This window comes from Leclercia sp. 1548 (assembly GCF_050435045.1).
Lineage (GTDB): Bacteria > Pseudomonadota > Gammaproteobacteria > Enterobacterales > Enterobacteriaceae > Enterobacter > Enterobacter adecarboxylatus.
The window spans coordinates 1,078,056-1,102,455 of sequence record NZ_JBNDJP010000001.1 but is presented as its reverse complement, the minus strand read 5'-3'; the positions used below and the strand labels follow the sequence as shown (position 1 = coordinate 1,102,455).

The window sequence follows — 24,400 nt, the reverse complement described above, 5'->3', positions numbered from 1 at the left end:
GTGCCAATATCGGGAGAGGGGGCCGACCGTGCCAATATCAGGAGAGGGGGCCGACCGTGCCAATATCAGGAGAGGGGGCCGACCGTGCCAATATCGGGAGAGGGGGCCGACCGTGCCAATATCGGGAGAGGGGGCCGACCGTGCCAATATCGGGAGAGGGGGCCGACCGTGCCAATATCGGGAGAGGGGGCCGACCGTGCCAATATCAGGAGAAGGAGCCGACCGTGCCTATTTTTTGTGGGGATCCCTCAGCAAAGGGGAGAGGGAAAAACGTTAAGGCAATCTTGGATACGCATCCGCGATCGCATCGCCGGTGAACTGCGCCACCCAGCCTTCCGGGTTATCGAAAATACGGATGGCGGTGAAGTTCGGCTCGGAACCCATATCAAACCAGTGCGGTGTACCGGCGGGTACGGAGATCAGATCGTTTTTCTCGCACAGAACCTGATACACCTGGTCATCAATGTGCAGGCAGAACAGCCCCGCACCTTCGACAAAGAAACGCACTTCATCTTCGCCATGCGTATGTTCATTGAGAAACTTCGCGCGCAGGGCCTCTTTTTGTGGGTTATCCGCACGCAGGCTGATCACGTCCCAGCTCTGGTAGCCTTTTTCTGCCACCAGCTTGTCGATGGCGTGCTGGTAAGCATTAATCACCGTGTCGGCTGCCGGATCCTGGCCTAAGTCGCGGTCGGCTTCCCAGCGTTCAAAGCGAACGCCACGGGCATTCAGCTGCTGCTGGATCGCCTCTGGGTCGGTGCTGTGCCACTGCGGCTCGCTGGCCTCTTTATCGGAAAAAATGGTCAATGCGCTCATGAAGGGATCTGCTCCGGGTTGATGTCGTCGAACTGGTGCACCTGATGATGATGGCTGGCGCCGTCGTCATCGCCGCGAATCAGTTGCAGGGTGCGAAAACCGGCCTGCTCAGCGGCGTCCAGCTCCTGATGAATATCAGACAGGAACAGGATTTGCGAGGGGGCAAGGTTAATCTGTGCCGCAATATTCTGATAAGACTGCACGTCGCGCTTGGCGCCAATATGGGTATCGAAATAGCCGCTGAACAGATGAGTAATATCACCTTCGTCGCTGTAGCCAAATAACAGTTTTTGCGCCGCCACCGATCCCGAGGAATAAACATAGAGATCAATGCCCTGCGACTTCCACTTTTCCAGCGCGGGCAGCACGTCCGGGTAGAGATGGCCGGTGAAATCACCGTTGACGTAGCCATCCTGCCAGATGATCCCTTGCAGGGCTTTCAGCGCCGTTGATTTGCGATCCTCATCCATAAAGGCGAACAGGGTGGCGATCAGGTCGTTGGTGCTGGCCTGCGGCTGAGCAATCTCTTCGCGCAGATTGTCCAGAATGGTGTTGACCGGTTCGGCATACTGTTGCGCGCTGACAAAGGCCGCCAGCCGCTCGCGTGCATAAGGGAACAGGACATTGTGGACAAAACGGATATCGCTGGTGGTGCCTTCAATATCCGTCACAATCGCGCGAATCATACTCTCTCCAGTTGTCGTAAACGCATCTCGCACTCGAACAAGAATTCGAGGCCTTCAAGGTGACGCCGTGCTTCTGCAACGTCGCGTCCCCAGCAGGTTAAGCCATGACCGCGCAGAAGAAAACCATAATTAAGCGGACGTTGCCGGGCGTAATCGGCGATTCGGGAGGCGAGGGCGTCAATGTCCTGGTCGTTATCGAACACGGCAATGGGCACGGTATCAAGGTGGCTGGTCTGGCCGCTGAGTGACTTCTGCATCTCAAAGCCGCTGAGGTGTAGCTCCGGCTCTTTGACCAGTCGCGACAGCACCGTCGCGTTCACCGTATGGACATGCAGCACCGCGTTCGCCGCCGGGAAGAGGCGATAGACCAGCGTGTGCAGGCCGGTTTCTGCGGAAGGTTTTCGCCCGGAGGGGGCGCGGTTGGTGGCAATTTCAACCTGCAGGAAGTCATCGGGCGTCAGGCTACCTTTGTCTTTACCGGATTCGCTGAGCCAGCACCAGTTATCGTCCTGACGCACGGACATGTTGCCGCCGGTGGCGGGTGCCCAGCCTTTTGCGCCGATCCAATGGCAGGCATCGACCAGGGATGTGAGTTGCAGGTTGTCTGTCATCCTTCTTACCTCTTCGGCCAGGAATATCATTATGGTTTAGACGTCTAAGCGTCTTGATTGCCAAATACTAACATCGTGTTATAGTGGCAGCAACATATGTATTACATACAGGTCCGTTGAAATGAGCAATAACCCGTTGATTCCACAGAGTAAACTACCCGGTCTCGGCACCACCATCTTCACGCAGATGAGTGCCCTGGCGCAGCAACATAAGGCGATTAATCTGTCGCAAGGTTTTCCCGATTTCGATGGCCCGGATTATCTGCAACAACGGCTGGCTTACCATGTGGCAAACGGCGCGAACCAGTATGCACCGATGACCGGGGCGCAGCCGCTGCGCGAGGCGATTGCTGACAAAACCGCAGAGTTGTATGGCTATCAACCGGATGCAAACAGTGAAATCACCGTCACCGCAGGGGCGACCGAAGCGCTGTATGCGGCGATTACTGCCCTGGTGCGTACCGGCGATGAGGTGATCTGCTTTGACCCGAGCTACGACAGCTATGCCCCGGCGATTGAATTGTCCGGTGGCGTGGTGAAGCGCGTGGCGCTCCAGCCACCGCACTTTCGCCCGGACTGGCAGGCTTTTGCAGGGCTGCTGAGCGATAAAACCCGGCTGGTGATTTTGAATACGCCGCATAACCCGTCGGCAACGGTCTGGCAGAAAGAGGATTTTGCTGCGCTGTGGCAGGCTATTGCGGAGCGTGAAATCTATGTCCTGAGCGATGAAGTGTACGAGCACATCTGTTTTGCCGACGCGGGACATGCCAGCGTGCTGGCTCATCCTCAGCTGCGTGAGCGGGCGATTGCCGTCTCATCCTTTGGTAAAACCTTCCACATGACCGGCTGGAAGGTGGGGTACTGTGTGGCACCGGCGGCGATCAGCGCCGAGCTGCGCAAGGTGCATCAGTTCCTGACCTTTGCGGTCAACACCCCGGCACAGCTGGCGATTGCCGATATGCTGCGTAACCAGCCGGAACATTACCGTGAGCTGCCGGACTTTTACCGCGCCCGTCGGGATCTGTTTATCGACGCGCTGAGCGCCAGCCGGCTGAAAATTTTACCCTGCGAGGGCACCTATTTCCTGCTGGCTGACTACAGCGCCATTTCCGATCTGGATGATGTCAGTTTTTGCCAGTGGCTCACCAAAGAGGTAGGCGTGGCGGCAATACCGTTATCGGTATTTTGTGCCGACCCGTTCCCCCACAAACTGATACGTCTCTGCTTCGCCAAACAGGAGGCTACGCTGCAGGCGGCAGCCGAGCGCCTGGCGGCAATTTGATTTAAGCAGTGAGTCATCAGGCTCGCTTTACAGTGGCCCGTTATTTTAAACACGAAATACGGGCTTTTTTACGCCAGGCTGTTTTCAATAAAATCTGCAAATACCGGACTGTTTAACGCGGAGCGGTTATACATCATGTAAATTTCAACGGGAGGCAATTTATAATCGACCTCGACGCGTTTTAAATTCAGCACTTTGCCAAATTGTTCAAAGGTTGTTTCAGGTGCAACACCCACTAAATCTGAGGCGCTTATCATGGCCAGGATTGACATAAAAGAGTCGCTTCTGAACACGATATTTCTTTCCGACAATTTATGATTCATTTTTTGCTGGTAATCTTTTACGCCAGGTTCCTCACTCAAGAATGCAGTGAACTTTTCCTGTAGCAGGTCCTCGATTTCAATTTTGCCGTTTATGCGCGGATGGTCATTACGGCAAACAAGGGTGAACGGCAGGGTTTTGAACGGGGTGCAGACGATAGAACGATTCTGAACCGGTGCAAAGGAGAACACTAAATCTGCCTTACGGTAGGCCAGCAGGCTCTCTGTGGAGTCCGGCGCAAGCAGGAGATCGTGCAGCTCAATTTCATAATTATGCAGGTCCATCAGGCGCTTCATTGGCTCAAGCATCACCTGCGGTGTGACCAACTGCGGGCAGTAGATAACAAAGTTCTTTGTCAGTTTACTGCCATGCATAATATTGATGGTTTGCTCCAGCTGGTTCAGGTTTTGTTCCAGATGAATGTGCAGATTGGTCCCTACCGTGGTCGGCGTGATCCCTTTCCCGGAGCGGATAAACAGCGGGTCGTTAAGCTGATTACGTAATCGTTGCAGAGACTGACTCACCGCGGAAGGGGTAATAAAAAGCGTTTCCGCCGCTTTGCTGATACTGAGGTGCTGGTAAATACATTCAAAAATGACCAGCAGGTTAAGGTCGAATTTTTTCAGATCGTAAAGATTAGCCATTGTTCATCCTGATAAGCTGTGCTGTTACCGCATTCTTATACACAATAATTATAGAAGTTAGTCAGCCATTCACCATCCAATGGATTGAATAACTTAACTGAATTTAAATTCAATCTTAATATATCATGGATGCAGATTAATGAAATAAACGCGTAGCCTTTGGTGGGATGATTTTTATCTGAAAAAAGCGTGCGGAATAGTTGATATTCTGCCGCCACTACAGTATTAAGACGCACTCATCATCATATTAAGTTGGTCTCTGTCTGTTAATCTAACAACCTGATGTAATTCAATCTGGTTATTCCTGGCGTACCGTGCCTGACTGATGAGCTTTCTGCATTTTAAACAGGGCGGCACGCCGATCGGCATTTTCCCCAACCGCATCCTGGTATGCCTGCTATCTGAATCAATGACAACAAAGGGGTTAGATAAAACCTATCGCAATCATAGGTATTACAACGTCTTTGCTAATTGCCCTTTATCGGGGTGGGTGGTGTAATCGACGACGCTGTTACGACCTTGCGAAAGGTAATGTAGAGCGCAACGCATCGCCAGCCTTGGCTGGCACTGAAGAGGCCCCCGGGTCTTTCAGGTAACAGGGCCGCCGTTAAGGTGGCCTTTTTACTTTTGCTAATCCCATTATGCGTCAGACGTTGTTAGGTATTGCTGATTGATTTGATAAAGCAAACGCATTAGCCCGTTTATGAAAAGTTCGTTACCTTAGCTTTCAACGAAAACACGGAGGAAGTACAGATGTCTTTAATTAATACCAAGATTAAACCTTTCAAAAACCAGGCGTTCAAAAACGGTGACTTCGTAGAGATCACTGAGAAAGATACCGAAGGCCGCTGGAGCGTGTTCTTCTTCTATCCGGCTGACTTCACTTTCGTCTGCCCGACCGAACTGGGTGACGTTGCAGATCACTACGAAGAACTGCAGAAGCTGGGCGTAGACGTTTACTCTGTCTCTACTGACACCCACTTCACCCACAAAGCATGGCACAGCAGCTCTGAAACCATCGCGAAAATCAAATACGCGATGATCGGTGACCCGACTGGCGCCCTGACCCGTAACTTTGAAAACATGCGTGAAGACGAAGGTCTGGCCGACCGTGGCACCTTTATCGTTGACCCGCAGGGCATCATCCAGGCCATCGAAGTTACCGCTGAAGGTATTGGCCGTGACGCATCCGACCTGCTGCGCAAAATCAAAGCGGCTCAGTATGTTGCTTCTCACCCAGGCGAAGTGTGCCCGGCGAAATGGAAAGAAGGCGACGCGACTCTGGCTCCATCCCTGGACCTGGTCGGCAAAATCTAAATTTCCGTCGTATTTCGCGCCATAGCGGCGTTGGCGTCGCCTGCTCGCCCCGGTCTCTTACTTCTGTAAGCGCCGGGGACTCACAGGCTAGCCGCCTTGCGCTGACGCGAACCACGTTGGAAATTCGTCTGCAACGCCCGGCGGCGCTCGGCTTGCACGGGCCTACACAACCGTAGGCCGGGTAAACGACGTGCCACCCGGTATCAATGGGCGCATCTGCGCCCATTTCATTCCAGCACCATGATGCAAGTTGCATTCAGGCAGCCCGGATAAGGCCGCTTGCATGATGATGTTTTTTAAGCAGGAGATGAATAATGCTCGACACAAATATGAAAACCCAGCTCAAAGCCTACCTTGAGAAGCTGACCAAACCTGTTGAGCTGATTGCCACGCTGGACGACAGCGCTAAATCGGCAGAAATCAAGGAACTGCTGGCAGAAATTGCCGAACTGTCTGAGAAAGTGACCTTCAAGGAAGATAACAGCCTGCCGGTGCGCAAGCCGTCCTTCCTGATCACCAACCCAGGCTCTACTCAGGGTCCGCGCTTTGCCGGTTCCCCGTTGGGACACGAATTTACTTCACTGGTGCTGGCGCTGCTGTGGACCGGTGGTCATCCGTCGAAAGAGGCGCAGGCGCTGCTGGAGCAGATCCGCGATATCGAGGGTGATTTTGAATTTGAAACTTACTACTCGCTCTCCTGCCACAACTGCCCGGACGTGGTGCAGGCCCTGAACCTGATGGCGGTGCTGAACCCACGCATCAAACATACCGCGATTGATGGTGGCGTGTTCCAGAACGAAATCACCGATCGCAACGTGATGGGCGTTCCGGCCGTGTTTGTAAACGGCAAAGAGTTTGGTCAGGGTCGTATGACACTGACAGAGATCGTTGCCAAAGTGGACACCGGCGCTGAAAAACGCGCTGCTGAAGAGCTGAACAAGCGTGATGCCTATGATGTGCTGATCGTTGGCTCCGGCCCGGCGGGTGCGGCGGCGGCAGTTTACTCTGCCCGTAAAGGCATTCGTACCGGTCTGATGGGCGAACGTTTCGGCGGCCAGGTATTGGATACTGTCGATATCGAAAACTATATCTCCGTGCCAAAAACCGAAGGTCAAAAACTGGCTGGCGCGCTGAAAGCGCACGTCAGTGACTATGAAGTGGATGTGATCGACAGCCAGAGCGCCAGCAAGCTGGTGCCTGCGGCGCAGGAAGGCGGCTTCCATGAGATTGAAACCGCCTCCGGCGCGGTGCTGAAAGCGCGCAGCATCATCATTGCTACCGGTGCCAAATGGCGCAACATGAACGTGCCTGGCGAAGATCAGTATCGTACCAAAGGCGTCACCTACTGCCCGCACTGCGACGGCCCGCTGTTTAAAGGCAAGCGCGTTGCGGTGATTGGCGGCGGTAACTCCGGTGTGGAAGCGGCAATTGACCTGGCGGGCATTGTTGAACACGTTACGCTGCTGGAATTCGCGCCAGAGATGAAGGCCGACCAGGTTCTGCAGGATAAAGTGCGCAGCCTGAAAAACGTCGATATCATCCTGAACGCGCAGACCACCGAAGTGAAAGGCGACGGCAGCAAAGTGACCGGTCTTGAGTACCGTGACCGCGTGAGCGGGGATGTGCACAGCGTCGCGTTGGCCGGGATCTTCGTTCAGATTGGTCTGCTGCCAAACACCACCTGGCTGGAAGGCGCAATTGAGCGTAACCGCATGGGCGAGATCATCATCGATGCCAAATGTGAAACCAGCGTGAAGGGCGTGTTTGCGGCGGGCGACTGCACCACCGTACCGTACAAACAGATTATCATCGCGACCGGCGAAGGGGCGAAAGCCTCCCTGAGCGCCTTCGATCATCTGATTCGCACCAAAGCATAAGAACGTAAGACTACACCTGCAAAGCACAGAGGCTACCTGACGGTAGCCTCTTTTTTTATCTCACCACCTGCACCGGACTGTAAGCGTGGCGGATCGCGCTGGCGGCGTTGGCGCCAGGCCGATGGGTGGAGAGGGACGGGTTGCGTGGCCCTCTTTTTTATCTCACCACCCGCACCGGGCTGTAAGCGTGGCGGATCGCGCTGGCGACGTTGGTGCCAGGCCGATGGGTGGAGAAGGGCGGATTACGCAACCCTCTTTTTTATCTCACCACCAGCACCGGAATATAAGCGTGGCGGATCACGCTGGAGGCGTTGGAGCCAAGCAGGTGAGTGGAGATAGACGGGTTACGCGATCCGATCACCACGATATCGGCTTTCAGCTCGCTGGCCACCTCATTCACCACGTCACGGACGTTACCAAAACTGACATGGGTTCTGATCCGCGACGGATCGATGCTGAAATGGCTCACCATTGTCTTCAGCCGGGTTTGTGCCTCGTGTTGAATATGATCCTCGAAGCGGCGCATATCGGCGGCGAAGCGATGCAAACCAAAGCTGGAAGAGCCAGGTAAAACGTGCAGTAAGTGAATAATGCCATCCTGCTGGGCCAGGAATTCAGCGTGGCGGATCGCCTTATCGCTCAATTCCATCTCGAAAACATCCACCGGCATGATAATTGTCTGGTACATAACCGTTTCTCCTTGTTTATTTACGCTTAATCCATTCAAACACAAAATATATTTGGATTCTGATAGCTCGCTGACACTTTTTTATATCGCCTCGTTTGTCGGCCTTTTGCCGTAACGCTTCACATCCAGGATTAATCCCAAAGCCTCACAATTCCCCAGTATATCCCCGCTGATGGCTACCCTTTTAAGGTAAACCCGCATTTTTTCTCTGAAACCGGAGGTCGAATGAAAGCATTGACGTATCACGGACCACACAGCGTTAAGGTTGAAACGGTACCCGATCCGGCCATCGAGCAAGCTGACGATATCATTCTGCGCATCACAGCAACTGCGATCTGCGGTTCTGATTTGCATCTTTATCGCGGGAAGATACCTAAGGTTGAACATGGTGATATCTTCGGCCATGAGTTTATGGGCGAAGTGGTGGAGACCGGGCGCGACGTGAAAAATCTCGCGAAAGGCGACCGGGTGGTGATCCCCTTTGTCATTGCCTGCGGCGACTGCTTTTTCTGCCGTATGCAGCAATATGCCGCCTGCGAAAGTACCAACACTGGGCGTGGCGCGACTCTGAATAAAAAACAGATCCCACCTCCGGCTGCGCTCTTTGGTTACAGCCATCTGTACGGTGGCGTACCCGGCGGCCAGGCGGAATATGTTCGTGTACCTAAAGGCAATGTCGGGCCATTTAAGGTGCCGCCGGTGTTGTCAGATGATAAAGCGCTGTTCCTCTCGGACATCCTGCCTACCGCCTGGCAGGCAGCCAAAAATGCCCAGATTACACAGGGCAGCAGCGTCGCGGTGTTCGGTGCCGGGCCGGTGGGGCTTTTGACCGTCGCCTGCGCACGCTATCTCGGGGCTGAGCAGATTTTTATTGTCGATCATCACGACTACCGGCTGCGTTTTGCCCAGGACCGTTACGGCGCGATCCCAATCAATTTTGACCGCGACGACGATGCCGCAGAAAAAATTATCGAGCAGACCCGCGGCCAGCGCGGTGTGGACGCGGTGATTGATGCGGTCGGCTTTGAGGCGAAAGGGAGCACGACCGAAACGGTGCTGACAAACCTCAAGCTCGAAGGTAGCAGCGGTAAAGCCCTGCGGCAGTGTATCGCCGCGGTAAGGCGGGGGGGTATTGTCAGCGTCCCCGGCGTCTATGCTGGGTTTATTCACGGTTTCCTGTTTGGCGATGCCTTCGACAAAGGACTCACCTTTAAAATGGGGCAGACCAACGTTCACGCCTGGCTCGGCGAACTGTTGCCGTTGATAGAACAGGGGCTGCTTAAACCGGAGGAGATCGTGACCCACTATATGCCGTTTGAAGAGGCGGCCCGTGGCTACGAAATCTTTGAGAAACGTCAGGAAGATTGCCGAAAAATTATCCTGGTACCCGGCGCGCAAAGCGCAGAAGTGGCAAAAGAGCGGGTTACCGGGCTGGTCAACCCTGTGCCGGGCGGCGTTATCTGACAGTGGAAGACGCGGAAAGAGGATGCCCTGGCATCCTCTGGGCAAAGCGGGTTAACGCTTGTTCAGATGGGATTAGCGCAGGTATTCGCCCGCCGCTTCAGGCTGCCAGATCAGTTCCAGCACTTCCAGATGCGTGGCGGTACCGCCCGGCAGTTCCCAGTGGATGGTATCGCCAGTACGCAGGCCAATCAGCGCAGCACCTACCGGTGCCATAACCGACAGTTGTGTACTGCTGTCGGTCATCTGCGCCGGATAGACCAGCGTGCGGGTGCGCACCTCGCCGGTGGTCAAATCGCGAAATTTTACCTGACTGTTCATGGTCACCACGTTAGCGGGCATGTCCTGCGGCGCACACATCTGCGCGCGATCCAGCTCGTCGTTCAGGGCGCTGGCGATAGGCAGCGAGGCAAAGGCCGGTTGCTCCAGCAGGCGGTCAATACGCTCAGCATCGAGTTCGTTAATGATGATTGTGGGTCTGGACATTATTTACTCCATGTCGTTAATGCTGCGACAACCGCAGAAGAGATGCCAAAAGAAAACCCTCGCCATCCGGTAGCGAGGGTTCAACTCTGTCTGATAATACTGAGTCTGTGCCCCGGTTTGAAGTGATGCTTGTCACATTCATGGCGTGGATTTAATCCAGCGGCCATTACTGGGTCGTTAGTATGAAATTCAGGCGAAAAAGGTGAATCTTCGTCAATCTGGATTATTCTTTTAAGGCGCAAGTTATGTCGCGTGAAACACCCATAACAGCAGAACAACGAAGACTGTCGCACTTTATTCAGTCTTACTTTTCTACGGATTGCGTTACGCTGATCCTCTTGGGGTAGGGGGATGAGCGAAGCGTAATCCGTGCCTGCCAGTTTTTATTCCTCAATTTCCAGAGAGCGTTATGTATTTTTATCAACCTTCCCAGGGACACGGCCTGCCGCATGATCCATTAAACGCGATTGTTGGACCCCGCCCGATTGGCTGGATTGCCTCCTGCGATACTGAAGGACGCCCTAACCTGGCACCGTACAGCTTCTTCAACTGCTTTAACTACCATCCGCCCATTATCGGTTTCGCCAGCACGGGCTGGAAAGACAGCGTGCGCAATATTGTCGAGACCGGGGAGTTTGTCTGGAATCTCACCACCCGGGAACTGGCCAGCGCCATGAATGAAACCTCCGCCAGCCTGCCCCACGGCGAGGATGAGTTTTTACGTGCCGGGCTGACCAAAGCCGAAAGCCGGGTGGTGAAAGTCCCGCGCGTGGCGCAAAGCCCGGTCAACTTTGAATGCCGCCTGTCGCAGTGCATCCAGCTGACGGCGGCGAACGGCGATTCGATCGATACCTGGCTGGTACTGGGGGAGGTGGTCGGGATCCACATTGATGAAAGCCTGCTGCATGACGGCATTTACCAGACGGCGAAAGCGCAGCCGGTCCTGCGCGCCGGGGGGCCGACGGCGTACTTCGCCATCGGTGAGGATCAGCGTTTTGATCTGGTACGCCCGGACGCCCGAAAAGGGTGAGCCAACCTCAGTAGCCGATCTTGTCGATCACAAACTGCTTGCCGCAGTTACCCGGATGCGGTTGGGCGATGAACGAGGGGGTCGCCAGCGGGGCGTTGATGCTGGCTGCGGTGAGCGTGAGCTGCACTTCGGTAAGATAGGCTGGCTTGCCGCTACAGCTGAGTTTAACGGCTTTCACCGTTTCCGGCCCCCAGCTTTTGGCTACCGCGGCGTCGAACGCGCTGCGGCTGACGGTTTTGCCGTAATTTGCCGCCAGGAACTGCCCAAGCGGGCTGGCCTTCACTTCCTGATTCATCCGCACCATAGTGCTGAAATAGGCGTCGGGATCGAAGCCGAAGCAGACGCCGTGTTTGGCATATTCATAACGTTCCAGGCAGGAATTGCCGCCTGCGCCAGGCATCACCTCGTTCAGCTTCGCGGCACCCGTCAGCGATAATCCGGTCTCTGCGGCATCGCATTTACGGCTGGCTTTTGCCTCCGGCATATTGGGAACTGGGCGGGTTGCGCAGCCATAGCGCATCCAGCGGCGATCGTCGACCCCGCGTGCGGCGATGGATTTTGGTAAGCCCGGCCACAGACCATGAACGGTGAGGATCGTTGTTTTATCGTCACGCTCTTTTTGCAGGCGACATTCGTCGGGCGCGTCGCGGTTGCGATCGTGCAGGCTCTGGCAAAAGCCGGACTGCCATGAGAGCGCCAGCACGTAGCGATCAAAATCCGCATATTGTGTTGCCTGAAGCGGGGCAGCCTGCGCCGCAAAGGCGCACAGCACCACGGCGGTTGCGCTGGCAGGCAAAACGAGATCCTTTCTGAACATGTCTATTCCTGATGATTGAAAGCAAAATATTGCTGGGGATTATTAAAGCACAAAAAGCGCCCGTAGGCGCTTTATGCTGTAGTGTGCCTTAACCCACAGCAGTGCCTGGCACCAATACCTCTGTGGCGATAATGACGATGACCAGGCCCACGAGGACCGGCACGGATGTGCGTTTTACCACTTCGAAAGGCGAGATTTTTGCCATCCCGGCGACGGCCACGACCACGCCGGAGACCGGGGAGATGGTACGGCCCAGGTTGGAAGCCTGCAGCATTGGGATGGTGAGATAGGCCGGGTTAATACCGGAGGAGTGCGCCAGTTTCGGGATCATCTCTACAAAAGCGTAGAAAGGCGCGTTACCGGAACCGGTGGTCATCGCCGCCAGCATGGTTAGCACCACCAGCACCATCATCAGGATAATGCTTGCGGAACCGAACGAAGTGGCGATGGAGATCAGGCTCTGGATAAAGCCGATGGTGCTAAGCCCCTGGGCAAAGACCCCGGCCGCCACCAGCAGCATCACCACGCCAGCGAAGGCATCCGCCATGCCGCGATACGCCACTTCCAGGCCGCTAAATACCTTCTGGGTATTGAAGCCGCGAACAAACTCCAGCACCGCCGCCAGCAGCATGCAGATCACCAGAATAGTGATGATGTGCAACTCCGGCCCCCATTTGCCATCGAAAATCAGCACCCCAACGATGGGCGTAAACGGCAGGATGGCGTAGAACGAAGGGGCGGTGGTGGTGATTTCGCTGACGTCGAGTCTTTCGTGGGAGATGTTCTCTTTTTTATCGAGGTAACGCTGCCAGAAGAAGTGCGCAACCGCCATGCCGAGAATGGCTGCGATGGAGATCGGCAGGGTGGTTTTAAAGGCGAAGTCGATCAGCGGCATCTCGGCGGCTTTGGCGGCCAGCACCACGTCACCGGAGGTCGGGGAGAGAATAATCGCTGCCGGAGAGGCGCAGATAGCCGCCGCCGCGCCACGACTGATCCCCACGTTGACCATCACCGGGAACAGGGTGGCCATCAGCAGAACGCCCAGGCCGGTTGCCGACGACACGGCCAACGACATCAGACAGGCGACGAAATAGGCGGCGATCATCAGCAGGTAAGGGGAGTTAATATAGCTCAGCGGCTTTGAGGCCAGCTTAACCACCATATCGTTGGCGCCAATGTGCGTCATATAGGCGGCAAACCCACAGAGCATCATGATCATCATCCCCAGATCGCCACCGCGGCTCATCAGCAGGATTTTAATGTACTCAACAATGTCGGTTGCGGTGTAACCGGTGCTGGTGGCGCTGGATGGCAGCACTTTATGGCCCATCAGGGCGCTGACAATCAGCAGGACAAGGCCGCCCACAAACAGCACGCCGGTGGCGGAGTAGCCTTTGATGATGTAGCGTGCGACGCCGACAATGACCACCACTCCAATCAGTAACTCGATAAACGTTAGCATGGATCCCTCAGTGTCCCGACGCCCCCAGAGCGAAAGGATAATTAGCAATAAAGTTAAGGTGACAAAATGTGCCGAAATAATGGACCGGCCTCGCTGACCAAAATCAATAAAACGCCTACTAAAGAAGTATTCAGGCCGATTATGCTACTGCCGCAACGCGAATGAGCATGGGTTAGTTCTGTACGGCTTGTAGAGAGCCAGTCACCGCACAAAATGAAACAAATCGAAAACGACTTCTGTCTCAGGCGTTTCCCCGCGTATGTTCCAGTCTCTTTTGCCAGCGCCAGACGCTGCTCAGGCTGACTTTTAACTTTATTCCTGAGGGGCTTATCCTCATGGGGATATTACCTTTTTGACTTATTATTGATATCTGGTTGTTATGGTTTCTGGAATATGATTTATCGGTGGGAAATAGTGTTGTGTCAGGTGTGTTGGCAAGGTTTGATATTATTATTGTGCTTTATATTACGCGGGATGTGAATATATTAAGTTCGCGATCATGATGGCTAAAATAAAGTGTTTATTGTGGCGTTTTACGAAAGTGCGCTCCTTATTAAAGTGATGGCCGTTGTCGCCATCGTGGCCCGAATGCTGCCGGGGATGCGAGGCGGGAAGGGCAGTGCAGAGATGATGTAGCGCATTGTTGTGCAGCTGGCAGGCGGGAGGGTCAGGTTGACGATGATATCTGTATTATTTATTCATGCGCCGCATAAATTATTGCATCAGTATAGGTTTTGTTTATTGCTCATGAGGTATTTTTCGGCGCGCGCTCTTTTACCAGGAGAATTCTTATCTTTTGCCGTTAATAATTAAGATAAACACCCATGCCGTCAGGCTGCCATTCCACTATTCTGGGCAAGAACACGCTGCGAAAAGTAAAGTGGTAATAAAGTTGTGACAATTATTAATAAGTTTTTCATTGTATTTCCTTTTATTTTTGCTCAGTTCTCTTTTTCGACTGTAGCAATGGCTAAAGATGTCCCTCCCCTGAGAGCCTGGGTCAAAACTATCCATAACGATATGGTCGAGACCTGGGAAGCCCCCCAGCATTACGATCTCTATGTGCCCGCCATTACATGGCATGCCCGCTTCGCTTACGATAAAGAGAAGACCGACCGCTACAATGAGCGACCGTGGGGCGCGGGCTTTGGTCAGTCACGCTGGGATGAGAAAGGTAACTGGCATGGCCTGTACGCCATGGCGTTTAAAGATTCCTATAATAAATGGGAGCCGATCGCGGGTTACGGCTGGGAAAAAACCTGGCGCCCGCTGGCTGACGATAACCTCCATCTGGGTCTCGGTTTTACCGCTGCCGTGACGGCGCGCGATAACTGGAACTACATCCCCATTCCGCTGGTGCTGCCGCTGGCCTCTGTGGGCTATGGCCCGGCCACTTTTCAGATGACCTATATCCCGGGAACCTATAACAATGGCAACGTCTACTTCGCCTGGATGCGCTTTCAGTTTTAGCTGAAAAAACTCTACATACTGGTGATTTAATAGCCACTTGTTGACGTGTAAAGGATAAAAATTGGGGCGAGAAAATTAACGCGACTTTTGTCACTTTTCTTCAAAAAGGCGCTGGACAAAACCGCTCACAATTGTTGTACTGATACCCGACACAGCATTTGTGTCCAATTTTCATGTAAAGGTAATTTTGATGTCTAAGATTAAAGGTAACGTTAAGTGGTTTAATGAATCCAAAGGATTCGGTTTCATTACTCCGGAAGATGGCAGCAAAGACGTGTTCGTACACTTCTCTGCAATCCAGAGCAATGGTTTCAAAACCCTGGCTGAAGGTCAGCGCGTTGAGTTTGAAATCACTAACGGTGCCAAAGGCCCTTCTGCTGCTAACGTCATCGCTCTGTAATTCAGACGAGACCAGCAAGAATTTCAAAACCCGCTCCCTGAGCGGGTTTTTTTCGTTCTGGCTTAGCTGAGCAGGTACAGCCGCAAAAAACTGACAACGATTGCCATGCTCAGTACAACCATCCCCACATTTGTTATTTTCTCTTTCATTGCGACACCCTCAGTGTATGTGCTGACAGGGTGCCCGAGAAAAATTAAGCCAACATTAAGGTCGTCTCTTTTAGTGAGCATTTACCGCAGAGATTAACCAAAATGCGAGCGCGGTCATCATTAACGAACCCAGAAGATTGACCGCAATGTTCAGGAGCGCCCAGGCTGCCCGTCCATCCTGCAACAAAAACACCACCTCGGCCGAGAACGTCGAGAAGGTCGTCAGTCCGCCGCAAAAACCGGTGGTGATCAGCAGCTTCCACACCGGATCGAGATGGGGCATGCGGTTGAACCACGCCAGCCCCAGCCCAATGATAAAGGCACCGATAAGGTTGGCCGTTAGCGTTCCGAACGGGATCTGCTGATGCAGAGGGTTAAACCGCATGCTCAACAACCAGCGCGCCACGCTTCCTGTGCCCCCGCCGATAAAAACGGCTAAAAGAAGTTGAAACACGAACAATACCTGCTATTTGATGTGTAAGGATCCAGAGTGTAACGCCGTTTGCGGCAAGGGGAAAATATGTACGTTGCGGTTGGACAATTTGCAGTAACGGCGAACTGGCAAAAAAATGCCGAAACATGCGTTTCGCTGATGGCACAGGCGGCCGCGCAGGGGGCATCGCTGCTGGTGCTACCCGAAGCGTTACTCGCCCGCGATGATAACGATCCCGACCTGTCCGTAAAGTCGGCCCAGCCGCTGGACGGCGGCTTTTTGACGATGCTACTGGCAGAGAGCGCCCGTAATGAACTGACCACGGTGCTGACGGTGCATGTCCCCTCCACCGCGGGCAGGGCGATCAATACCCTCGTCGCCCTGCGTGGCGGCAGGATCGTTGAGCAGTATGCCAAGCTGCATCTTTACGATGCGTTCAATATTCAGGAATCCAGGCTGGTGGATGCAGGGACGAGAGTGCCGCCGCTGATTGAAATTGAGGGTATCCGTTTGGGGTTTATGACCTGCTACGATTTGCGCTTCCCGGAGATGGCGTTGAATCTGGCGCTGGCGGGAGCAGCGGTTTTGGTTCTGCCTGCGGCATGGGTCAGGGGGCCGCTCAAGGAGCACCACTGGTCAACGCTGCTGGCGGCCAGGGCGCTGGATACCACCTGCTATGTGGTAGCAGCAGGGGAGTGTGGTAACAAGAACATCGGTCAGAGTCGCATTATCGACCCCCTTGGCGTAACCATTGCGGCCGCGGCAGAAGGGCCAGCACTGTTAATAGCGGAGATCAGCCAGCAGCGCATTACGCTGGCGCGTCAGCAGTTGCCGGTGCTACGCAACCGACGCTTCGCGCCCCCGCAATTGTTGTGACGTTTTTTAAACAACGCTTGATTCACCTTGTTACAGATTGCTATTGTGTGCGGGCGTCAAATGACCGTTAATAAGGTCGGGTTTTTAAGGCGCGAAACGCAGCCTGTTTACGTCAAGAAGGTATCTATGGGTGAGATTAGTATTACCAAACTGCTGGTGGTAGCCGCGCTGGTTGTCCTGCTGTTTGGTACCAAGAAATTACGTACGCTGGGCGGAGACCTGGGTGCTGCTATCAAAGGCTTTAAAAAGGCGATGAACGACGATGACGCTATGGCGAAGAAAAGCGCTGATGCGGATATCACTGCCGAAAAACTCTCCCACAAAGAGTAACGGCTACGCCTTAATGGCTTGCGATAGAAAAAAACCGGCTAAAGCCGGTTTTTTTATGGGTGAACTGTAAACGTTTGTGACGGGTTTACTTCACTTCTTCGCCTTTCGCCTGCATATCGGCGTGATAGGACGAACGAACGAACGGGCCGCAGGCTGCATGGGTGAAGCCCATCGCCATCGCTTCAGCTTTCATTTCGTCAAACTCTTCAGGGCTTACGTAGCGCTGCACCGGCAGGTGGTGACGGCTTGGCTGCAGATACTGGCCCAGCGTCAGCATGGTGACGCCATGGCGACGCAGGTCGCGCATGACTTCAATGATCTCTTCGTTGGTTTCACCCAGACCCACCATCAGGCCAGATTTGGTTGGGATCTCAGGATGCGCTTCTTTAAAACGCTCCAGCAGTTTCAGAGACCAGTTGTAATCGGCGCCCGGACGAACCTGACGATAGAGACGCGGTACGTTTTCCAGGTTGTGGTTAAACACGTCTGGTGGCGTGGCGTTGAGGATATCCAGCGCGCGATCCATACGGCCACGGAAGTCGGGAACCAGCGTCTCGATTTTGATGGACGGGCTCTTTTCACGAATGGCAGAGATACAGTCAGCAAAGTGCTGGGCACCACCGTCGCGCAGATCGTCGCGGTCAACAGAGGTGATAACCACATAGCGCAGGGCCATGTCAGCAATAGTCTGTGCCAGTTTCTGTGGTTCGTTAGCGTCAGGCGTAACAGGACGACCGTGGGCAACGTCACAGAATGGGCAGCGGCGGGTACAAATCGCGCCGAGGATCATGAAAGTCGCAGTGCCGTGGTTAAAACATTCAGCAAGGTTCGGGCAGGAGGCCTCTTCGCAAACGGAGTGAAGACCGTTTTTGCGCATCGCTGCTTTAATTCCCTGAATACGCGAAGAGTCCGCCGGAAGTTTAATCTTCATCCAGGCCGGTTTTCTTAACAGCGCTTCGCGCTCCGTAGCCACGTTTTTAACCGGGATTAGGGCCATTTTATCGGCATCACGGTATTTAACACCGCGTTCCATCACAATGGGTTTACTCATAGCGTGCGTCTTCCAGTTGCGAAAATCGAAGGAAAGCGTTTCAATTCAAGGGAATGTTGTATTTATCAACTATTTTTGAACGAACGACAGGCAGTATATCATTGATACGGACGATAAAGCAGCCTGCCCGGTCGCCAAATTGTAAAATAGTTGTTGTTTAGTGCCTTTTATGTGGGGCTGCGCGGCTTTAAGGGAAATACCCCCTGATCAGAAGGCCTGGCGGATAACGTTTATCAAATTTTCCAGCACCGGATCGCGCAAGCTCAGTTTGTTGTAATACAGCGAGATTTCAACGCATTCGGCATTGAGCGGGGCGAAGGGGATCTGTTCCAGCGGCCAGCAGTGACGTACCAGATTAAACAGGCGCTCGGGGATGATGCCAATCAGATCGCTGCTGCCGATCAGGGCGGCAATCGTAAAGAGATTGTAACTGCTGAAGTGCACCAGACGTTCAGGGAAAATGTCGTTGATACGTTGGCGTAAGCCGTTGAGGTTTTGTCCTTCCAGCATCAGCAACGTTTGTTCGTAGTTCCCCAGATTATCTACCGTGGCTGCCTGGCTTAGCGCCGGATGGTTTTTACGGCAGATCAGCAAAAGTTTGTCAGCGAACAGCACGTTGTGGCTTAGGGCGCGGGCATTCAGTGCGTTGCTGTCCACGATCAGGTCGGTCTGGAACTGGCCGAGCTGGGTTTCGGCATCATTGACCGAAATATTGCGCAGCATCAGATGCGGGGCATGGGTTCTCACGGCCTGGTAAATTTGCGGCAAAACCAGCGCGCCCACGGTCGGGGTGGTACCAATGGTGATGGTGCGTTGCTTATCATAGGTGCCGGTTAAATCCAGCGCTCCAAGAATTGACTCCAGTCCCTGGCTTATATATTCATGCAGATGCGTGGCGTAGGCGGTCGGCGTCACGCCCTGGCCTTTACGTATAAACAGCGGATCGGGGAAAATTGAGCGTAATTTTTGGATGGACTGACTTATTGCTGAGGGAGTGAGATTCAGAATTTTCGCAGCATTGACGATCCCTTTGTGGACATACACGGCCTCAAAAATCGTCAATAAATTAAGGTCAATATTGCGTAACGTCCGAAAAACCTGTGGTTTTGTTTCACTGCCAGGATCACTCAAGCGCTTATCTGGTGAATTATTATTATCCACGCGATCTCTCCCTAATTATTCACAATATAAATAATAGTTGAATTTAAATAATGTGCTTATTGTTGTGGTTAAACTAGTTTTGATAATCAACATTTCTAAGTAAATTCATCATCTTGTCTAATTTTTGCGCAGGCGATATTCATACCAGTCGGTTGGCCCTGGCGGAGTAGATAACGGGTAAATGCTAATACGCAAGCGCGTTGCAGGTATTTTGAAAATATAGAAAGTACGGATTGTTGTAAAGCTTAAAGCCTTGAAATAAGAATGGCTCATCAAATAATGAGCCAAATTGCCGGGATAATTAAGCAGTAATATATTTATGGGGTGGATTGTTTAGCAGCGCTAAAAAAGCATTAAGCAAATGCGGACGTGCAATTTCCGGTGTAATGTTCTCTACCCACTGGCGCATTTGGGCCATTTCCATACCCGCATAACCGCAAGGATTGATCCGCTGGAAAGGTGAAAGATCCATATTGATATTCAAAGCAAGGCCGTGGAAAGAGCACCCTTTACGAATCCGCAGACCAAGAGAACATATTTTCATTTCGCCAACATAGACGCCGGGTGCATCTGCCCGCGGGTGCGCATCAATATCAAATTCCGCCAGCGTATTGACTACCGTTTGTTCAAGCAGCGTCACCAGTTCGCGTACCCCGAGCTTTCTGCGCTTCAGGTTAAGCAGGACATACATGACCTGTTGTCCCGGCCCGTGGTAGGTGATCTGGCCCCCACGATCGCTCTGGATAACCGGGATATCGCCGGGCATTAACAGATGCTCTGCTTTTCCGGCCTGACCCTGGGTAAACACCGGCAAATGCTCTACCAGCCAGATCTCATCCGGCGTGTTCTCGTCGCGTGTGTCAGTGAAATCATGCATAGCCTGGGAGACAGGTTCATAGGGCTGCAGCCCAAGCTGGCGGACGAGAATGGTATCCTGGTACAAAACGATATCTCCGAACGAAGGGACAAACTGTAGCGGGGAGTATATCACAGAGGAGAAACAGGTTACCCGGCGATGCGGGTAACCGAAAGGTGTTACAGCACCATGCGAACGATATCGATGTTACCCAGCTCTTCGTAGAGCGTCTCAACTTGTTCGATATGCGTCGCCGTGATGGTGATAGACACGGAATGGTAGTTGCCTTTGCTGCTTGGTTTCACCGTCGGAGAGTAGTCGCCTGGCGCATGGCGCTGTACCACTTCAACCACCTGATCAACCAGCTCAGGCAACGCCTGCCCCATTACTTTGTAAGTAAAAGGAGTAGGGAATTCAAGCAGTTCGTTAAGTTTGGTTTTCATGTCAACTCCGGCAGTACGTCAAAAAAAGAATAACTCCCACGTCGGGTGGGAGTTATCAGGTTACATAGTATATGGGGATGGAAATCACACTTTCAAGTGTTCAATTTTTAACCAAACCAGTGATGGAACATCAATTTAATGTAATCAATGATTTTGCCAAAGAAATTGCCTTCCGGGATTTCATCCAACACAACCAGCGGACGCTGGTCGATGGTTTTGCCATCAAGCTGGAAGTTGATGGTGCCCACAACCTGATTTTTCTTCAGCGGAGCGTGCAGTTCGCTGGCGGTCAGCACATAGCTGGCTTTCAGATCTTTCATGCGACCGCGTGGGATGGTCAGGTAGAGATCTTTATCGACGCCCAGAGAGGCGCGGTCGTTATCACCAAACCAGACCGGTTCTGAGGCGAACTCTTTGCCCGCTTTCAGTGGGTTTACCGTTTCGAAGAAGCGGAAGCCCCAGGTCAGCAGCTTCTTGCTCTCGGTTTCACGCCCTTTGAAAGTACGACCGCCCATTACCGCAGAGATCAGACGCATCTGGCCTTCAGTGGCAGAGGCCACCAGGTTGTAACCGGCTTTATCGGTATGTCCGGTTTTGATGCCGTCAACGTTCAGGCTGTTATCCCACAGCAGGCCGTTACGGTTGGTCTGACGGATACCGTTAAAGGTAAATTCTTTCTCTTTATAGATGGTGTATTCGTTCGGTACGTCACGGATCAGCGCCTGGCCAATCAGCGCCATATCACGCGCAGAGGAGTACTGACCGTCAGCATCCAGGCCGTGTACGGTCTGGAAGTGGCTGTTTTTCAGACCCAGTGCGGAAACGTAGCTGTTCATCAGGCCAACAAAAGCGTCCTGGCTGCCGGCGGCAAAGTCTGCCATCGCCACGCAGGCATCGTTACCGGACTGGAGGTTGATGCCACGGATCAGCTGGGAGACGGGAACCTGCATGCCGGGTTTCAGGAACATCAAGGATGACCCTTTAAATACCGGGTTGCCGGTGGCCCACGCATCGTTACCGATGGTTACCAGGTCGGTTTCTTTGAATTTACCTGCTTTCATGGCCTGACCGATGACGTAGCTGGTCATCATTTTAGTCAGACTGGCCGGATCGCGTCGTGCGTCAGCATTCTGTTCAGCCAACACCTTACCGGAGTTGTAATCGATCAGGATGTAGGATTCCGCGTCGATCTGCGGAACGCCCGGGATCATGGTCTTGATATTCAGGTCATCGGCGTGAGCAACAGAAAGCGTGGCTGCACAAAGCGCCGTAGTGAGCGCCATGCGCTGCATAAAACGAGCGGAGAAAGTGGTCTTCATGGTCAGAAAAACGACATCCGTGATGGAATTAAAAAAAGTGCCTTACTATAGCAAATGCTATACAGGCAGGCATCCGACTTTAAGCATGAGAGTGTGAATCATCATGACAAAAACTGACAATTCGGATACCGCCTATTAATCATTTTGCAACAGCGATAAATGACTGTAACTGCGCTTCATTCTGCAGACGTTGCTGTAAGGCTGCGGCCTCAGATTTGCTGGCAAACGGGCCGAGCTGAATACGCCATACCGCACCATTTTGCTCTACGCGGCCCGGCACGCCAAACTGCTGGCCGAGGCGCTGCTGATACTGTTGGGCACGAGCCTGATCGCTGACCGCGCCAACCTGAACAACATAACCGCCTGCCTGTGCGGGTGCGGAAACAGGCGCCGTAACCGGAGTCTGAGCAGAACCAGGTGCCGTAACCGGAGCCTGAGTCGGAGCAGATACAGGTGCCGTGACCGGTGCCGTCTGGTTCACCGGCGCGGTGACGACTGGCTGAGGTGCAGGCGGTTCGCTGCCTTCCAGCACGCCGGAGGCGAGGGTAGTAGGCGCGCCAAGGAAACCACCGCTGCTGACCGGTGCGCCCATAGTGTCTTCGCTTTTCAGCGTGTCGTTACTGATGGCATGTACGTCACCCTGCGGCGCAGGTTCAGAAACGGACGACGCGCTGCCCATACCGCCACTCAAATCGGGACGTGCGGGCAGGGCATAAGTCTGTTTAGCCACGGTGGTACAGGCCATACCGGGGCCGGAGAGCGAACCGTCCTGAGCAACAATAATCGGGTCGATACGCACTTTTGTGTTGTTGGAGGTATTCAGACGGTCGGCTGCGGCGCGTGACAGCGAGATCGCGCGGTCATTGCCGTAAGGGCCACGATCGTTGATACGTACCACAATCATTCGGCCATTCGCCAGGTTGGTGATACGCGCGTAGCTTGGGATCGGCAGCGTCGGGTGCGCAGCGGTGAGCTGCATAGGATCGAACGCTTCACCGCTTGCGGTCAGGTTGCTTCCCGGCTCGGCGTCATAAATAGCCGCCAGGCCAGCCTGACTGAAGCGGGAAGGATCCTGAACAATTTTGTAGCTTTTTCCGTCGCGCTCGTAATCCTGATTAGCCGTGGCGCTCAGGGGTTCAAAACGCGGATCGGCTCCGCTGATCTCAACCACCGGACCATTACATACTGCCGGCTGCGGCGGTGCGACGGTCGCTTGCTGCTGACCATCGTCACTTGTACAGGCTGCCAGTAAACTCACTGCGATGCAGATCCCAGACCACTGCTTACGCATTGCGTGCCCCTTATACGCTTTTTGACAACATTTTTCTGTGTGTGTGGATCGACATGACGATCCCGAACCCGGCCATCAGAACGATCAGGGCCGAGCCTCCGTAACTCACCAGCGGAAGCGGTACGCCTACCACCGGCAGAATACCGCTCACCATACCAATATTTACGAAAACATAAACGAATAAAATCAACATCAAGCCACCGGCCATGACGCGGCCAAAGGTGGTTTGTGCCCGGGCGGCAATCCACAATCCGCGCATGATTAACAGCAGGTACAGCGCCAGCAGGATTAAAATTCCGACCAGCCCTAACTCTTCAGCCAGAACCGCAAAGATAAAGTCGGTATGGCGTTCGGGCAGAAACTCAAGCTGCGACTGCGTACCGTGCAGCCAGCCCTTGCCGCGCAGGCCGCCAGAGCCGATTGCAATCTTCGACTGTATAATATGATAGCCTGCTCCGAGCGGGTCGCTCTCTGGATCCAACAACATCATTACGCGCTGGCGCTGATAATCGTGCATCAGGAAGAACCACAGAATCGGTATAAAGGCCGCCACTAATACCACCGCAATCCCGATAAGCCGCCAGCTCAGCCCGGAGAGGAACAGAACGAACAGGCCAGAGAGTGCGATCAGAATCGAGGTCCCGAGGTCCGGCTGCGCGGCTACCAGCAGCGTAGGCAGGAAGATCAGCACCAGTGCGATAGCGGTGTTTTTCAGCGACGGTGGGCAGACATCACGGTTGATGAAGCGCGCCACCATCAGTGGAACGGCGATTTTCGCAATCTCCGAGGGCTGGAAACGGACGATGCCGAGGTCGAGCCAGCGCTGCGCGCCTTTCGAGATGGCACCAAAGGCGTCCACCGCAACCAGGAGAATGATGCAGAAGATGTAGAGATAGGGCGCCCAGCCTTCGTACACGCGAGGTGGGATCTGCGCCATCACCACCATGACGACCAGACCCATGGTGATCTGGCCGATCTTACGCTCCGTCATGCCGAGATCCTGGCCGCTGGCGCTCCAGATAACCAGGGCACTGTAAACCAGCAGCGCCAGCAGGATCAGCAGCATGGCCGGGTCGATGTGGATCTTGTCCCACAGCGATTTTTTATTCGGATTATCCGTCAC

The 24,400-nt window shown here is 53.7% G+C and carries 25 protein-coding genes; 9 read left to right on the top strand and 16 right to left on the bottom strand.

Features of this window, described 5'->3' with window-relative positions; all coding sequences use genetic code 11:
* Nucleotides 1-273: 273 nt before the first annotated feature.
* The 3 genes from ABIE02_RS05330 to ABIE02_RS05320 are packed head-to-tail and all read right to left on the bottom strand — an operon-like array spanning nucleotide 274 to nucleotide 2,113.
* Nucleotides 274-816 (bottom strand): 1,2-dihydroxy-3-keto-5-methylthiopentene dioxygenase, encoded by a 543-nt coding sequence (locus ABIE02_RS05330; RefSeq protein WP_032617003.1) that lies wholly within the window; start codon nucleotides 814-816, stop codon nucleotides 274-276.
* Complete coding sequence (mtnC, locus tag ABIE02_RS05325; RefSeq protein WP_032617004.1) at nucleotides 813-1,502, bottom strand: acireductone synthase; 690 nt, start codon at nucleotides 1,500-1,502, stop codon at nucleotides 813-815. The genes ABIE02_RS05330 and mtnC overlap by 4 nt, the downstream gene beginning before the upstream one ends.
* Complete coding sequence (locus ABIE02_RS05320) at nucleotides 1,499-2,113, bottom strand: methylthioribulose 1-phosphate dehydratase (protein WP_059308526.1); 615 nt, start codon at nucleotides 2,111-2,113, stop codon at nucleotides 1,499-1,501. Before ABIE02_RS05320 ends, mtnC begins: the two co-directional genes overlap by 4 nt.
* A gap of 121 nt (nucleotides 2,114-2,234) precedes the next feature.
* Here ABIE02_RS05320 and ABIE02_RS05315 point away from each other — a divergent pair, with 121 nt between their 5' ends.
* Nucleotides 2,235-3,395 (top strand): pyridoxal phosphate-dependent aminotransferase, encoded by a 1,161-nt coding sequence (locus ABIE02_RS05315; RefSeq protein ID WP_262658451.1) that lies wholly within the window; start codon nucleotides 2,235-2,237, stop codon nucleotides 3,393-3,395.
* Nucleotides 3,396-3,463: 68 nt separating this feature from the next.
* Here ABIE02_RS05315 and citR read toward each other — a convergent pair whose 3' ends face one another.
* On the bottom strand, nucleotides 3,464-4,360 hold the full coding sequence (gene citR, locus ABIE02_RS05310) for a DNA-binding transcriptional repressor CitR (RefSeq protein ID WP_032617007.1): 897 nt from the start codon (nucleotides 4,358-4,360) through the stop codon (nucleotides 3,464-3,466).
* 753 nt (nucleotides 4,361-5,113) lie between these two features.
* Between citR and ahpC the strand changes: the two genes are divergently transcribed.
* Both ahpC and ahpF read left to right on the top strand, forming a co-directional pair.
* Complete coding sequence (gene ahpC / locus ABIE02_RS05305) at nucleotides 5,114-5,677, top strand: alkyl hydroperoxide reductase subunit C (protein WP_032617008.1); 564 nt, start codon at nucleotides 5,114-5,116, stop codon at nucleotides 5,675-5,677.
* Between the two features lie 314 nt (nucleotides 5,678-5,991).
* Nucleotides 5,992-7,554, top strand: a complete 1,563-nt coding sequence (gene ahpF, locus ABIE02_RS05300; RefSeq protein WP_077226188.1) for an alkyl hydroperoxide reductase subunit F — start codon at nucleotides 5,992-5,994, stop codon at nucleotides 7,552-7,554.
* A gap of 259 nt (nucleotides 7,555-7,813) precedes the next feature.
* Here the strand turns inward: ahpF and uspG are convergent, their stop codons facing one another.
* On the bottom strand, nucleotides 7,814-8,242 hold the full coding sequence (uspG, locus tag ABIE02_RS05295) for a universal stress protein UspG (protein WP_032617010.1): 429 nt from the start codon (nucleotides 8,240-8,242) through the stop codon (nucleotides 7,814-7,816).
* Nucleotides 8,243-8,467: 225 nt separating this feature from the next.
* Between uspG and ABIE02_RS05290 the strand changes: the two genes are divergently transcribed.
* Nucleotides 8,468-9,706, top strand: a complete 1,239-nt coding sequence (locus ABIE02_RS05290; RefSeq protein ID WP_032617011.1) for a zinc-dependent alcohol dehydrogenase — start codon at nucleotides 8,468-8,470, stop codon at nucleotides 9,704-9,706.
* A 72-nt stretch (nucleotides 9,707-9,778) separates the two neighbouring features.
* On the opposite strand, the gene rnk is transcribed toward ABIE02_RS05290, so the two are convergent.
* Nucleotides 9,779-10,189 (bottom strand): nucleoside diphosphate kinase regulator, encoded by a 411-nt coding sequence (rnk, locus tag ABIE02_RS05285; protein WP_059308523.1) that lies wholly within the window; start codon nucleotides 10,187-10,189, stop codon nucleotides 9,779-9,781.
* Nucleotides 10,190-10,598: 409 nt separating this feature from the next.
* Between rnk and ABIE02_RS05280 the strand changes: the two genes are divergently transcribed.
* Nucleotides 10,599-11,219, top strand: coding sequence for a flavin reductase family protein (locus ABIE02_RS05280; protein ID WP_336994773.1), 621 nt, complete (start codon nucleotides 10,599-10,601; stop codon nucleotides 11,217-11,219).
* A gap of 7 nt (nucleotides 11,220-11,226) precedes the next feature.
* Here the strand turns inward: ABIE02_RS05280 and rna are convergent, their stop codons facing one another.
* Entirely contained in the window at nucleotides 11,227-12,036 is an 810-nt protein-coding gene (rna, locus tag ABIE02_RS05275) for a ribonuclease I (RefSeq protein ID WP_059308521.1), read from the bottom strand.
* A gap of 88 nt (nucleotides 12,037-12,124) precedes the next feature.
* Nucleotides 12,125-13,498 (bottom strand): anaerobic C4-dicarboxylate transporter DcuC, encoded by a 1,374-nt coding sequence (gene dcuC / locus ABIE02_RS05270; RefSeq protein ID WP_032617015.1) that lies wholly within the window; start codon nucleotides 13,496-13,498, stop codon nucleotides 12,125-12,127.
* An 894-nt stretch (nucleotides 13,499-14,392) separates the two neighbouring features.
* Between dcuC and pagP the strand changes: the two genes are divergently transcribed.
* Nucleotides 14,393-14,968: a lipid IV(A) palmitoyltransferase PagP gene (pagP, locus tag ABIE02_RS05265; protein ID WP_032617017.1), complete on the top strand. Its 576-nt coding sequence runs from the start codon at nucleotides 14,393-14,395 to the stop codon at nucleotides 14,966-14,968.
* 190 nt (nucleotides 14,969-15,158) lie between these two features.
* Nucleotides 15,159-15,368 (top strand): transcription antiterminator/RNA stability regulator CspE, encoded by a 210-nt coding sequence (gene cspE, locus ABIE02_RS05260; RefSeq protein WP_002439184.1) that lies wholly within the window; start codon nucleotides 15,159-15,161, stop codon nucleotides 15,366-15,368.
* A 219-nt stretch (nucleotides 15,369-15,587) separates the two neighbouring features.
* Here cspE and crcB read toward each other — a convergent pair whose 3' ends face one another.
* Nucleotides 15,588-15,971 carry a fluoride efflux transporter CrcB gene (gene crcB, locus ABIE02_RS05255; protein WP_032617018.1) on the bottom strand — a complete coding sequence of 128 codons (384 nt, stop codon included), beginning with the start codon at nucleotides 15,969-15,971 and terminating at the stop codon, nucleotides 15,588-15,590.
* A gap of 66 nt (nucleotides 15,972-16,037) precedes the next feature.
* Between crcB and ABIE02_RS05250 the strand changes: the two genes are divergently transcribed.
* Nucleotides 16,038-16,826, top strand: coding sequence for a deaminated glutathione amidase (locus ABIE02_RS05250; RefSeq protein ID WP_336994772.1), 789 nt, complete (start codon nucleotides 16,038-16,040; stop codon nucleotides 16,824-16,826).
* A 126-nt stretch (nucleotides 16,827-16,952) separates the two neighbouring features.
* Nucleotides 16,953-17,156, top strand: coding sequence for a twin-arginine translocase subunit TatE (gene tatE / locus ABIE02_RS05245; protein WP_059308519.1), 204 nt, complete (start codon nucleotides 16,953-16,955; stop codon nucleotides 17,154-17,156).
* 85 nt (nucleotides 17,157-17,241) lie between these two features.
* Here tatE and lipA read toward each other — a convergent pair whose 3' ends face one another.
* From lipA to mrdB, 7 genes are all read right to left on the bottom strand, one after another.
* Nucleotides 17,242-18,207: a lipoyl synthase gene (gene lipA, locus ABIE02_RS05240; RefSeq protein ID WP_032617021.1), complete on the bottom strand. Its 966-nt coding sequence runs from the start codon at nucleotides 18,205-18,207 to the stop codon at nucleotides 17,242-17,244.
* 207 nt (nucleotides 18,208-18,414) lie between these two features.
* Complete coding sequence (locus ABIE02_RS05235; RefSeq protein ID WP_059308518.1) at nucleotides 18,415-19,368, bottom strand: YbeF family transcriptional regulator; 954 nt, start codon at nucleotides 19,366-19,368, stop codon at nucleotides 18,415-18,417.
* A gap of 301 nt (nucleotides 19,369-19,669) precedes the next feature.
* Entirely contained in the window at nucleotides 19,670-20,311 is a 642-nt protein-coding gene (gene lipB / locus ABIE02_RS05230; RefSeq protein WP_144839794.1) for a lipoyl(octanoyl) transferase LipB, read from the bottom strand.
* A gap of 92 nt (nucleotides 20,312-20,403) precedes the next feature.
* On the bottom strand, nucleotides 20,404-20,667 hold the full coding sequence (gene ybeD / locus ABIE02_RS05225) for a DUF493 family protein YbeD (RefSeq protein ID WP_003022706.1): 264 nt from the start codon (nucleotides 20,665-20,667) through the stop codon (nucleotides 20,404-20,406).
* 107 nt (nucleotides 20,668-20,774) lie between these two features.
* Nucleotides 20,775-21,986: a D-alanyl-D-alanine carboxypeptidase DacA gene (gene dacA, locus ABIE02_RS05220; RefSeq protein WP_032617024.1), complete on the bottom strand. Its 1,212-nt coding sequence runs from the start codon at nucleotides 21,984-21,986 to the stop codon at nucleotides 20,775-20,777.
* 139 nt (nucleotides 21,987-22,125) lie between these two features.
* Nucleotides 22,126-23,277, bottom strand: a complete 1,152-nt coding sequence (gene rlpA / locus ABIE02_RS05215) for an endolytic peptidoglycan transglycosylase RlpA (protein WP_059308517.1) — start codon at nucleotides 23,275-23,277, stop codon at nucleotides 22,126-22,128.
* Between the two features lie 10 nt (nucleotides 23,278-23,287).
* Nucleotides 23,288-24,400, bottom strand: coding sequence for a peptidoglycan glycosyltransferase MrdB (gene mrdB / locus ABIE02_RS05210; protein WP_032617027.1), 1,113 nt, complete (start codon nucleotides 24,398-24,400; stop codon nucleotides 23,288-23,290).